Source organism: Pseudomonas sp. VI4.1, from assembly GCF_002029345.1.
Classification (GTDB): Bacteria; Pseudomonadota; Gammaproteobacteria; order Pseudomonadales; family Pseudomonadaceae; genus Aquipseudomonas.
The window spans coordinates 168924-180756 of sequence record NZ_MULM01000181.1 but is presented as its reverse complement, the minus strand read 5'-3'; the positions used below and the strand labels follow the sequence as shown (position 1 = coordinate 180756).

The 11833-nt window shown below is 60.4% G+C and carries 10 protein-coding genes and 2 rRNA genes; 3 read left to right on the top strand and 9 right to left on the bottom strand.

Annotated features, from left to right (window positions below):
• Positions 1-2 precede the first annotated feature (2 nt).
• The 3 genes from rrf (BZ163_RS29970) to BZ163_RS29960 all read left to right on the top strand — a co-directional run bounded on the left by rrf (BZ163_RS29970) (position 3) and on the right by BZ163_RS29960 (position 695).
• Positions 3-118: ribosomal RNA gene (gene rrf, locus BZ163_RS29970) — 5S ribosomal RNA — on the top strand.
• A 107-nt stretch (positions 119-225) separates the two neighbouring features.
• A 5S ribosomal RNA gene (gene rrf / locus BZ163_RS29965) occupies positions 226-341 on the top strand.
• A gap of 87 nt (positions 342-428) precedes the next feature.
• Positions 429-695, top strand: a complete 267-nt coding sequence (locus tag BZ163_RS29960) for a transposase (RefSeq protein WP_371916839.1) — start codon at positions 429-431, stop codon at positions 693-695.
• A gap of 63 nt (positions 696-758) precedes the next feature.
• Here BZ163_RS29960 and BZ163_RS29955 read toward each other — a convergent pair whose 3' ends face one another.
• The 9 genes from BZ163_RS29955 to BZ163_RS29915 all read right to left on the bottom strand — a co-directional run bounded on the left by BZ163_RS29955 (position 759) and on the right by BZ163_RS29915 (position 11828).
• Positions 759-1226: an SRPBCC family protein gene (locus BZ163_RS29955; protein ID WP_128873931.1), complete on the bottom strand. Its 468-nt coding sequence runs from the start codon at positions 1224-1226 to the stop codon at positions 759-761.
• A gap of 29 nt (positions 1227-1255) precedes the next feature.
• The gene (locus BZ163_RS29950) at positions 1256-4672 is read right to left on the bottom strand and encodes an amino acid adenylation domain-containing protein (protein ID WP_128873930.1); all 3417 of its coding nucleotides are present in this window, start codon (positions 4670-4672) and stop codon (positions 1256-1258) included.
• Positions 4673-4685: 13 nt separating this feature from the next.
• Entirely contained in the window at positions 4686-5615 is a 930-nt protein-coding gene (locus BZ163_RS29945; protein WP_128873929.1) for a diiron oxygenase, read from the bottom strand.
• Complete coding sequence (locus BZ163_RS29940; protein ID WP_128873928.1) at positions 5612-6388, bottom strand: DUF3050 domain-containing protein; 777 nt, start codon at positions 6386-6388, stop codon at positions 5612-5614. Before BZ163_RS29940 ends, BZ163_RS29945 begins: the two co-directional genes overlap by 4 nt.
• 641 nt (positions 6389-7029) lie before the next feature.
• Positions 7030-7740: a GntR family transcriptional regulator gene (locus tag BZ163_RS29935; RefSeq protein ID WP_128873927.1), complete on the bottom strand. Its 711-nt coding sequence runs from the start codon at positions 7738-7740 to the stop codon at positions 7030-7032.
• A gap of 178 nt (positions 7741-7918) precedes the next feature.
• Entirely contained in the window at positions 7919-9070 is a 1152-nt protein-coding gene (locus tag BZ163_RS29930; RefSeq protein WP_128873926.1) for a cell division protein FtsQ, read from the bottom strand.
• Positions 9070-10485, bottom strand: coding sequence for an MBOAT family protein (locus BZ163_RS29925; RefSeq protein WP_128873925.1), 1416 nt, complete (start codon positions 10483-10485; stop codon positions 9070-9072). Before BZ163_RS29925 ends, BZ163_RS29930 begins: the two co-directional genes overlap by 1 nt.
• A gap of 18 nt (positions 10486-10503) precedes the next feature.
• The gene (locus tag BZ163_RS29920) at positions 10504-11169 is read right to left on the bottom strand and encodes an alginate O-acetyltransferase AlgF (RefSeq protein WP_128873924.1); all 666 of its coding nucleotides are present in this window, start codon (positions 11167-11169) and stop codon (positions 10504-10506) included.
• On the bottom strand, positions 11166-11828 hold the full coding sequence (locus tag BZ163_RS29915; RefSeq protein ID WP_128873923.1) for an SGNH/GDSL hydrolase family protein: 663 nt from the start codon (positions 11826-11828) through the stop codon (positions 11166-11168). The genes BZ163_RS29920 and BZ163_RS29915 overlap by 4 nt, the downstream gene beginning before the upstream one ends.
• Positions 11829-11833 lie beyond the last annotated feature (5 nt).

Sequence of the window (11833 nt, the reverse complement as noted above, 5' to 3'; positions counted from 1 at the left end):
TTCTTGACGACCATAGAGCATTGGAACCACCTGATCCCATCCCGAACTCAGCAGTGAAACGATGCATCGCCGATGGTAGTGTGGGGTTTCCCCATGTGAGAGTAGGTCATCGTCAAGATTAAATTCCGAAACCCCTATCTGCGTATGCAGGTAGGGGTTTTGTTTTAGTAGAAGTCACCATTTTTTACTGGCACGTTACTGCGTAACGGGCTGGGCACAGAATTTCTTGACGACCATAGAGCATTGGAACCACCTGATCCCATCCCGAACTCAGCAGTGAAACGATGCATCGCCGATGGTAGTGTGGGGTTTCCCCATGTGAGAGTAGGTCATCGTCAAGATTGAATTCCAGAACCCCTGTCTGCTAACGCAGACAGGGGTTTTGTCTTTCCGGGATCTGTAAAAGCTTCAACCTGACCGGGTGACGGTTGATCCGTCAAAGCCCCAAAGACCTGGACAGTGATAAAGCTGCCCGTTTGTGCTTGGTCAAGGGTATAGGGCTCGTGACGGCAGCCAGCTTGATGGCTTATTTGCCTGAGCTGGGCGAGGTTGGGCGGCACGAAAATGCAGCACTGGCAGGCATAGCCCCGTACAACGATGACAGCGGCAAGCATGAAGGATCACGCCATATTAGCGGCGGCAGGTTTGCTGCGCGTCGTGCGATGTACATGGCGTGCTGGGTGGTGATTCATTGAATCTACGGTGTACACAGTATTTGCGTACGACGCAGATCCATTGTGGGAGCGGGCTTGCTCCGGTTACACAAACAGCTTCAACACATTGTTCATCGCATCATCGGCAAACCCCTGCACGAAATCCTTGAACCCCGGCAACGCTTCGGGACCCCCCTGCGCCGGTTCGGCAATGATGGTCCAGGTCGCCCGCGACGTGTTTGCCCCCAGCGCTTCAACACTCATCGCCGCCCACAAGTGGGCCACGCTCAACGTGTTGTAGATCGTGGTCCAGGTCATATTCAGCGCCTGCTCATCCCGGGAATTGAGTTGTTCGACCACCAGATTGCCGTCCTTGAAGAATTTCTTGCGCAGGGACGACACGCCTTCGCCGGTCATCTCGATGTGCGACAGCGCCGGAATGAAGCGGTCGAAGCCGGCAAAATTGCCGACCACGGCCCAGACTTGCGCGGCATCGGCCGGTACTTCCACCGAAGACAGGACCTGGCAGCCTTGAGGGTTTTTGATCAGGGTATCGGGTTGCAGAGTGGTCATGGTGTTGCTCCGTACTTGGTTGGGATGAATCAGATGAAATTGATTTGTTTGAGGTAGTCGCAGCCACGACGCAGCAGCGCCGGGGATTTTTCCGGGTAGTGCGCGCCCATCTGGCGCACGCCGGCCTGGGCGTTGGCATGGCCAATCATCGAGATATCGCCGATGTCTTCTTCGAAGCCGTTGAGGTAGAAACCGAGTACGCCGAACAGCGCGTTGTCGCTGTCGACCCGCCCCAGTTGCCGCTGCCAGTCGGCAACGCTGACCATCGAAAACGCCTGGCCGGCCTCGCGAAATGACGCGACGTAGGCGTCCCAGCTCAAGGGCTCGGGGTTGTGCAGGTTGAACACCGCTGAGTCGATCTGATAACGGCAGGCGTGAAAGGCGATGAAGCGGGCGAGAAAATCCACCGGCATCAGGTCGAAATTCAAGGCGAATTCCGGTACCTGACCGAGCTGGATCGAGCCCTTGAGCATCAGCATCAAACGATTCTTGTGCGGTTGGCAGACCCCGGTGAGGCTGTTGAAACTGATGTTGCCGGGGCGATACAGATTGACCCGGACCCCACGCTCGCGAGCGCGTTCGAGGATGCGTTCCGCGACCCATTTCGACAGGTTGTAGCCGTTCCTGATGTAGATCGGCGGGGTCTGTGCGGCGGGCAACTCAAGCACCCGGCCATCGGCGGAAAGGGTGCTGGAAGCCGAAAGCGTGGAGACGAAGTTGAAGATCTTTTTGCTGCGCCCTTCGCACAATCGCAGGCACTCGAAAATCGGCTCGACGTTGTCCCGCGCCAACGACTCGTAATCGAGGACGTGATTGACGTTGGCGGCGTTATGCACCAGTGCACCGAACTCCCGGTCCAGTCGCTCGTAGACAGCCTTGGCGAGCCCCAGCTCGGGACGGGTAATGTCCGCCGCATACACCCGCACCCGGCTCAGGTCCAGATGCTCCAGACGGTTCTCTCGCAATGCGTGAGCGAAACGTTCGGTCGCCGACAGACCGCCACCCTCGCGCACCAGACAGGCGACTTCGCTGGCGCCCCAGGCCAGCAGTGCCTCGACAATGTGCACACCGACAAAACTGTTGGCGCCGGTGACGATGACCTTGTGCACATCGCCCATGGCACTTACCGGCAAGGGCTGCACATCCAGCTCGCGGAGGGCGTCGGCCATGGCCCGTTCGCTCAACACTGCTTGCGTGCCGCAGCCACGAACCAGTGTCGCCAGTTTGCTGATGGTCGGCTGTTCGATGAAGCGGTTGATCGAGATGCTGCGCCCGAATTCCTCACGCAATCGCAGGAGCATGCGCGACAACAGGATCGAGTGGCCACCCAGGTTGAAGAAGCTTTCGTCGGTGCAAATATCACTGGCCGGCAGCTCCAGCAACTCGGCCCAGATCGCCAATAACAAGGCTTCATCGGCACTGGCGGGCAACCGCCGCGGGCGGTTCTCAATTATGTTGACGGGCAGTTCCAGCAGCGCCTTGCGGTCGACCTTGCCGTTGCTGGCGAACGGCATGCTCGCCAGTTCGGTCCAGGCCGTGGGCTGCATGTAATCGGGCAGGCACTCGATAGCGTGTGCCTTGAGCGCATCACGAGCGGTGCCGGGCTGATCTTCCCGAGGCTGCGCGAGGAAGGCCAGGATGCGCCGCTGGCTGTCGATGACTACTGCCACCTGACGGTACAGCCGACTGTCGCGCAGGCAGCGTTCGATCTCTTCCGGCTCGACCCGAAAACCGCGGATCTTCACCTGGTTGTCCCGGCGCCCGCACAGCTCGATACCTGCGTCGGTCCACTTGGCCATGTCGCCGGTGCGGTAGGCGCGCAAGCGCTCACCATTGGCCAGGCGCAGATTCAGATAGCGTTCGGCGGTCTGCTGCGGGTTATTCAAATAACCCATGCACACCCCCGGGCCGACGATGTACAGCTCGCCTGCGGTCTGTTCAGCCACCGGTTGCAACGCCTCATCGAGAATCAGCACCTGGCTGTTGGCAATCGGCGCACCGAGGGTGCGATTGCTGTCGCCGCTGCGCAGTTGTCGCGCGGTGATCAGCACCGTGGCTTCGGTCGGGCCATAGAGGTTGTAGAGCTGGCCCTGGCGAGTCAGTTGCTCGATGACCCAGGGCTCGCAGACATCGCCGCCGGTCATGACATGATCCAGGCACTGCAATTGCTCCAGCGGCAGGATGCTCAACAGCGCGGGCGGCAAAAAGGCGTGGCTCAGTCGTTGGTGGCGGATCAGTTCCACCAGTTGCAACGGGTCGCGACGTTGATCGTCGCTGGGCACGATCAGCTCGGCACCCTGCAGCAGGGTCGGGAAAATATCGATCAGCGACGAGTCGAAACTCAGCGACGAAAACTGCAACACCCGGCTCTGTTCGGTCAGTTGCACGTAGTCGGCGTACCACGCGGTGAAGTGGGCGAGGTTGGCTTGGCTGAGCAACACGCCTTTGGGATGGCCGGTGGTGCCCGAGGTGTAGAGCGCCATGCAGGGCATGTCGAGATCGGGTCGCTGGCGCATCAAGGGTTGATCGACATCTGCATCGCCGATGTCGATGCGGCTGATATCCAGACCGGGCATCCCGGCCGCGAGAGGCTGTTGCCCGTCATGCAGCAGCAACACCGCCCCGGCATTCGACAGGATGTACTGCTGGCGTTGCAGCGGATGGCTGGGCTCCAGTGGCAGATACACCGCGCCGCTGCCGAGAATCGCCAGAATCCCCGCATACAGTGCGCTGCATTTCGCCAGGCAGATCCCGACCACCACGGGTGCCGGGTGCTGATCGAGCAAGGGTTGCAAACGCTGCGCAATGGCGCGGCTCAGGGCATGCAGTTCGCGATAACTCAGCGACGTGCCGGCGACGTTCAGCGCCGGACGTGCGGCGCACTGGATGAAGCGCTGCTCGAGGCGCTCGATCATCGGCGTCTGCGCCCGTTGCAGCAGCCAGGGTTCTGCTGTGGCGTTGAGTCGATGGACAAAGGCCAGGCTCTCCAGAAACCGCAGATTTTCCATCCGCTCGAACGAGGTACAAGTGTCAGGCGGTGCGAGCAGAAAATACTCGGCATCCCGGGAGAAGCGGCTGATCAACAGCGCCACGTGGTCCACCAACTCTGCCACTGCTCGCACACGCAACGCCTGGCCGTTACCCGAAGGCTCATCGGCAATCGGCACGCGAGCCAGCCGCGTCGAGCCGTACAGGCACAACAGGTCCAGCGGCGGCAGGCCTGAGGCTCCCGGCGTACCGACGCCCAGTTGCAGGGTCAGTCGCGGTACCTCGCCGAAGGAATCAACGGGCAGGCTGGCGTCGTCGATCACCACATCGACGGGTTCCGTGGGCTGCTCGTCGAGGGACGTCAGCCGCCTCGGCGCATGCCCCTGTTGTTCGAGTTCCAGTGCCAGGTCGATCAAGGCCTGGCTGTCTCCAATGAGCAGAATGTCGAGACGTCTCATGATGTGCTCCTCGTTAAGCCAGGTAGTCGCCCAGGGCGTCTTGCACGCACGGCGAATCAAGCAGCGAACTGCTGCGAAAAAACCGCACGATGTTGGCGACCAGCGGGTGATGGCGATTGATCGGGAAGGCCAGCCCCGAGACTTCGCCCTGGAGTGCGCGGCGTGCGCCTTCGCTGATCGGCAACGACTCGATCAGCCGCACATCAAAGGACTGCTGGATGTCGTTGGTCAGGTACTGGCCGATGAACACCGGCAGGATGTGCGCAATGCATCGACGGTCGTCTTCGCTTGCGGTGTGCCAGTAGATGCGCACCAGCCGCGTCCAGAAGCCGGAGTGGCGGCCCTCGTCGAGCAAGTGGTCGGCCATCAAGCCCTTGATCGACTGCTTGACCGTGTCGTCCTTGGCGAACGCCGCGACATCTCCAGTGACGGTGTTCTCGGCGATGGCCACACAGATCAGTTCCACGGCGCTGCGCAGGTGGTGCGGTGCGAGTGCGACGGCCGCTGGAATGGCCCGACTCAATTCGATTTCATCCGGCAGCCCGATCGGCGTGATACCGGTCATGGCGATGGTCTGCTGCATGAAGTCCATGGCTACCAGCGCGTGGTAATCCTCGTCCACCACCACCGTCATGGCGTCGTAGCGGCAGGCGAACGGGAAGGCCAGCGGGAAACGGTTTTTCGCGATGCTGCGGGCGGTCTTGTCGACGATCTCGGTTTCGAAGATCACCACGTCGTTGATGAACTTGTAGAGCGTCTGCACCAAGGCAAAATCGCGCTGCCCGGGGCACTCGCGCAGGAAGGTTTCGCTCAGCACCAGCGGCTGGCGGCTCAAGGGATAGATCAGCTTGTCGTCGTTCTCCAGCAGGCGGCGTGGGCGGGTGCGGATGGTGGCGCGGCTCTCCCAGGCGTCGGCGAAGGATTGGTAGTCGGCGGCGTTCATGGGTTCACCTCGGCCACTGCTTCGCGCATGCTCAGGCGCACGCCATCCCACAAGGCGATGCGGCTTTCCACGGCAGCGATGGCGCTGGCATAAACGTCTTCTTCACGCTGCGGATCGCCATTGACCCACCGCGCGAGCAGTTTTTCTGCCGCCGGGCCGTGGTCCTCGGAGTCGACTTCGATGTGCCGCTGCAGGTAATAACGAAAGGTCGGTGCTTGCTCGATACCGATGCCCCAGTCGTCGAGAATGCGCTGGAACATCTGCGGGATGACGCTTTCGCGACCGTGCAGAAAGGCCGCCGCGACACAATGGCCCGGCGCGTGCAGCGCGGTGTGTAAAGTGTGACGCACAAACTGCGCAACCGCCGGATCGACCTCGACACTGCGCAACGCCACGTCATAGCTGACACCTTCGCGTTGCAGCGCCACGAAGCGTTCCACCGCGGCCGTGCTTGCACCGACTTCGCGCATGGCATCCAGGTACAACTCGAAGTGGCTGTAATGACCCCGTGCGGGACGGTCATCGGACTCCTCGCCCAACACGATCTCGTTGATCAACCGCGCAGCCTGCGGATCTCGTGGCGGTAGCCAGGGCAGTTGGACGCAGGTCAGCTCCTGTTGCAGGCGCTTGGTCAGCGACATGAAATCCCACACCGCAAATACATGGGATTCCATGAAGCGTTGAAGCACCGGGAGCGACTGTATTTGCGCAAATATCGGGTGCGCGCCAAGTTCGGCTTTCTTTAGATTAAGACGGTCTTTAGTGGATGTCATGGGCGAGCCTTTAAGTAGTGTGATCAATAAATAACGGACACCTTAAGTTTTTAATGGCGAGCGAGCGCCTCAAACTAATTGATGTCCGGTGGTTGTCTGTCATGAGTCTGGTTGTGGCCTGCCTGCCAGTATTCAATGGCGGCAGAGAAAAACTAATACATAAATAAAGTGCTGGGCAAGATGTTTATAAACTATTTTAAAGTTCAACTTTTTCGGGCATGACAAGTTTCAATAAAACTATCGGGAAAGGTTTTATCTGGATGCGGTTACTCCTTCCGGCTTATATAAGTCAGAATCTAAATAAAGAGTGAATGCCTCACTCGAAGTAACTTTTTAATGCATAGCGTCGACGTGATCCGAGGGGGTGGAAGTGGGCCGGGAATGCCGCCGATTCTTCCTTTCCCGTGACAAGTCTCCTTCCGTTGGTTCCTGGTGCGAGGACTGCTCCGTTCGTGCGGCGCCTCATTATTCGCCGGCAGCCCAAGCGTCAGCATAATTGAAGGCAGCCGCCATCACCGACGCGTAAATGCAGACGGTGCAACGATCGGGCAGGGGGGGCGAAGACGGGACTTTGGAGGGAGGGATAATCGCGGCAAGCTAGACAAGCAGTTTGATTGGCCTGCTCAAGCCTGCCGCAGGCGTTACTTCAAGGTTTTCCTGTTCTTTGCTTCAGGACTGTCGAGGTAACGGGTGATGACCTCGACCGCGCGATTAAGGTGTTGTTCGAGCATCTTCACCGAGCGTTCGATGTCGCGGTCTTCCACGGCCCGTAACATCGCCCGGTGATCTTCCTGGGACAGTTTGCCCAGGCCCATGGCTTCCAGATTGAAGCGCAGGAAGCGTTCTTCCTCGTTCAGGCCTTCTTCCACCAGCTTCAAAAGCCGCCGGTTCGGTGCCTTGCTGTACAGCGTCATGTGGAACAGGCGGTTGAGCCGGCCGATTTCGGTGTAGTCGTGTTGCGCTTCCAGCTCATCGATGTAGCGGGCGGCCTGTTGAAAATCCTCGTGGGTCAGCAACGGGATCGACAAGCGCAGGGCTTCGGATTCCAACAGGATCCGCAGCGCGTAGGTTTCAACGGAATCGCCCTGAACCAGCGGTGCGACCACCGCACCTTTATGCGCGATCACGTTGAGCAGCGATTGGGCTTCGAGCTGGCGCAAGGCTTCGCGAACCGGCATGCGGCTGACGCCGAACAGGTCTGCCAGGTCCTGCTGGCGAAGGGCGGCGCCGCACGGGATGCGACCGTCGAGTATGGCAGCACGCAGGGTTTCTTCGATCACCGAGCGGGCCAGATGAGCAGGAATCGGCCCGTTGACCTTGATGCTGCTGAGAGGGTTGGGCTTCTGTGTCACTACAACGCACCCTGATTGATTGAGATAATTTTGGATCCAATGGACACTAGTTAGTGTTGTACAAGATGTCAAACTTTGTAGAAGACTGTATCAACAGTTTAGCGCGTCACCAGTGACCTCACCGTGCCGTTGTCTTTGACTGCCAAGAGCAGCACAGGCCAGTCGCCGGCCGTGCACTCTATCGCACGGGCAGGTCGCCGGCGTACGGCGTCTGCAATTCACGCTCCGGAATTTCCCATATCAGCACCTTGGGTGGTGTCTGCAAATAGGCGGGGCTGGCGAAATAGGCTTTTGCGGCTCCCGAGAACTCGCCGCCATCCTTGGCGAAATTGCCGATGGACGCACCCAGCGTCGCTTCCAGGAACCCGGCAAAGTTGGAGTTGCGCGAAAACGAGGTGCCGATCAGTGCAGTGTTGGGCAGGTTGGCATCGCCGAATAGATCGTCCAGCGAATCAGCCTCCTCGTTGGGCGTGGCCGGCGCCTCACTGATCACCGATTGCACCGTCTGCTCGCCAGGTGGTTTCAGTGTCTGCGGCAGCCAATCGAGCCCGGCCAGACGCACCAGATCACCCGCTCGCGGTCGAGCCTCAGGTGAGTCCACCGTAAAGCGTTTTCGAGGCGACGCTTGCAACCCCATGTTCCGAACCTGCGCTGCCACTGCCTGGGCGGCGGCTCTTGCGCCTGGTTCGCTCCAGTGGGTGTCGGTGCGCAGAAACGCCTGCTCGCCCAATGGCTGCAATGCGCTCGTCAGGTCCAGCGCTGCAACGCCAGCGGCCTGCAAGGCGACGGTCCATTGTCGCAGGCGTTGCTGCAACACCGGCGGGCGATGCAGATCGCACAGCGCGGAGGTGGCGATGCGGCTTTTATCCGGCACCACGCTCACCAGCAACGTAATGCCTCGGGTGGCCAACTGCCTGTTCAGGCGGATCACCGCGTCCGCCTTGGCGTTGGCATTTTTTTCGGCGTGGCGATTGAGCTTCAGCTCGTCGGTCAGGAACAGCCAGCCGGGGCAGCCTTTTCGAACCCGGGGGCCTGAGTCTTCAAGCAACAACCAGCTGGCGCCGCGTTCCAGATTGGCTGCGCCCACCGGCAGGGGCGCCTTGGACAATTCCCTGGCGATCCGGTGGGTGACGTCTCCCTCCAGAATCGCCTCGGTGGTGAGCGTGGGTGGCAGCAGTTCGACGTGTTGATGCCAGGCTAGCCAGCTGCTGGACGCCAGGCCACCGATCATGAACATCAGAAATGCCACGCCCGCGACCGGGCTCGCACGAAGTGCCAGAGCGCTGGGCGGCACCGGTGCGGTGGAGGGCGAGGGCTCGGTCGTCGTCATCAGAATTGAAAGTACAGGAAGGGCACGGATTCACGGCTCGCGATCAGCGCGAACGAGAGCATGAAACCCGCCACGGGCCAAAGGGCCGCAGCCACCGTGAGTAGCGCGGTGCCTGCGAATCGTCTTTCAACATAAGGCTGCAGCAGCGGAGCGACAACACACAGCACCCCCAGCAACGCCGCCAGGCTGTGAACCGGACGCAGCGCCACACCCAAGGCATCGCCCAAGGCCAGGCCATGCAGGCCGAATTGGCCGGCGTACATGTTCAGCGCCGAGGCGAAGTCCGGGGCGCGGAACAGCGTCCATGCCAGGCACACGAACAACAGCGTCAGGGTGTGCGAGAGCATAGGGGGCAGGCTCGGCAGGCTGGACCTGAGCCAGGCGCGATCGATGCACAGGGCCATGCCGTGGGCCGCTCCCCACAGCAGGTAGTTCCAGCTGTCGCCACCGTGCCAGAGGCCGGCGATGGCCATGGTCAGGAACAGGTTGCGGTAGGTTTGCCAGGTGCCGCCACGGTTGCCGCCCAGCGCAATGTACAGATAGTCACGCAGCCAACTGGACAGCGACAGATGCCAGCGCCGCCAGAAGTCCTGGATGCTGCTCGCAAGATAGGGACGGTTGAAGTTTTCGGGGAAGTGAAAGCCCAGCATCAGGCCCAGGCCGATGGCCATGGCGCTGTAGCCGGCGAAGTCGAAGAACAGTTGCAGCGAATACGCAAGGCAGCCGATCCAGGCATCGACGAACGATGGGTGCTCCAGGTGGAAGGCGATGTCGACGATGGGCGACAAGGTGTCGGCCACCAGCACCTTCATCGACAGGCCGATCATGAACCGACGTGCGCCCAGCGAGAAGTTCTGCCAGCTGGCCGACCGTTGCACCAACTCGCGCCGGACCCAGTCGTAGCGGATGATCGGCCCGGCAATGGAGTGGCCGAACATGGAAATGTAGGTGGCGTAATTGATGAAGTTACGCTCCACCGGGACGGTGTGGCGGTGCACATCGACCAGGTAGGAAATCGCCTGCAGCACGATAAACGATAGCCCAGCCGGGAGCGCCACCCGCTGCCAATCAAGCGGCATGGCGCCGTACCAGGTGATCAGGTCACTCCAGGTGTAGGCCAGGATATTGGCGTATTTGTACCAGCAGAGCACGGCGGTGTTGAACACGATCAGTGCAATCAGCAGCCGCACCCGCAGCAGCGATTGCTCGCGGGTCCGGTCGATGACCAGGCCACCGACCCAGGCGACTATCGTCAGTAGCACATGCAACGCCAGAAACAGCGGGCTCAACCAGCCATAGAAGAACCAGCTGCCCAGCAGCAGGACGATGTTGCGCCAGGCGGGCCTGGCCAGCGCATAGACCAGCAGAAATGCTGGCAGGAACAATGTCAGGAATTCAAGCGAGGCGAAAACCATGTCTGCGTCGCGATCCGGTCAGAGGGTCAGGGAATCCGTGATGGCCAGCAGTTTTGCGCCAGGCAGCAAGAATACGCTGTAGCGTTCCCCGGCCTTGAGTTCGCCAAGATCCAGGGTTGAGCCTGCATGGCTGTTGGCACACACCAGTTGCACGGACAACCTGACCGGATTGATCGATCTGCGTTGCACACTTCCCAGGCTGACGGCATTGAAAATATCGGCATTGCGCCCGGCAGGGCGCAGGCTTGCATCAAGGCAACTGGCGTCCGTATTGAAAAACGCCAGCGAAGCCTTGAGGCCATTGAAGTCATCTGGCGTTTCACGAATCGTTGTCTGCGCAAGGCCCGCTTTGGCGTCGGGCAGGGCGATGATCGTCACAAACTCGCCGGGCGAAAAGCCAAGGGCCAGGGGTACGCTCTGCCCTTGAGCGTTCATCGTGCCCTCCAGCGATTTGCCCGGCTGGACGGGAAGGTAGCCGGAAACTGAATACAGCCCACCCAGTTCAACGCGCGTCGAGGCCGCGTCAACCGCCAGTGGCGCAGCCCCGGGCAGGGCATTTACAAAACGCACAAAGGCCGAGTCTTCGCTCGGCCCGGTGCTGTACAGCGGGATATCCGCACACGTGGCGGTGGTGCTCAGAAAAGCGCAAGCCAGGCCGCCCGCCCATGGGCGCCGGCCCTTCACTTATAGGCCCCTTTTACCGCCTCTTTGGGCAGATTGCCCAGGGCGGTGCCAATCGCATTCGCCCAGGATTTGTACCCGGCAATAGTGAAATGCTGGCCATCGATCGTGACCCACTCGCCGGGTTTGGAAAAACTCAGGGAGTCGATATAGGTGCACGGCGCTACGTTGGTGGCGAGGAAATTGGACATCAATTGCGTGCGCGCGTCATTCTTCTTATAAGGACCGCCCGCCTTGCCCCACGCTGGACCGACCCAGGCGCACTTGGCCCCGGTGGCGGCGATTTCCTTGGTCAGGCTGGTGACGTTTTGCCAGGCCCAGGCCTTGGGAAAGGCCGGGTTATCGTAGGACGCCATGGTGTCGGCAATGATGATCACCACCAGGTCCGGTTTTTCCGCGGCAATCAGCGTCTTGATGGGTGTGGTGCTGGCCTCGCGGCCTTTGATCACTTGCTTGCCGTTGATTGTATGTTCAGCGCCACAGTCGGCTTTCTTGGTAATCAGCCAGTCGGCGGCATTTGCGCCGCAAGCGCCGATTGAGTGAACGAGTGCACCTTGGCGTGTCAGGTTATCGTTCAACGGCTCCATCAGCGTGTCTACAAGGCTCATGTGGCTCTCGCCCAAAACGAGAAGCGTCAGGCCGGCAATGGCTGAAGCAGGCATTGAGT

Excerpts from the sequence above, each read along its gene's own strand:
- BZ163_RS29955 (WP_128873931.1), bottom strand. The coding sequence starts at position 1,226 with ATGACCACTCTGCAACCCGATACCCTGATCAAAAACCCTCAAGGCTGC.
- BZ163_RS29950 (WP_128873930.1), bottom strand. The coding sequence starts at position 4,672 with ATGAGACGTCTCGACATTCTGCTCATTGGAGACAGCCAGGCCTTGATC.
- BZ163_RS29945 (WP_128873929.1), bottom strand. The coding sequence starts at position 5,615 with ATGAACGCCGCCGACTACCAATCCTTCGCCGACGCCTGGGAGAGCCGC.
- BZ163_RS29940 (WP_128873928.1), bottom strand. The coding sequence starts at position 6,388 with ATGACATCCACTAAAGACCGTCTTAATCTAAAGAAAGCCGAACTTGGC.
- BZ163_RS29930 (WP_128873926.1), bottom strand. The coding sequence starts at position 9,070 with ATGACGACGACCGAGCCCTCGCCCTCCACCGCACCGGTGCCGCCCAGC.
- BZ163_RS29925 (WP_128873925.1), bottom strand. The coding sequence starts at position 10,485 with ATGGTTTTCGCCTCGCTTGAATTCCTGACATTGTTCCTGCCAGCATTT.
- BZ163_RS29915 (WP_128873923.1), bottom strand. The coding sequence starts at position 11,828 with ATGCCTGCTTCAGCCATTGCCGGCCTGACGCTTCTCGTTTTGGGCGAG.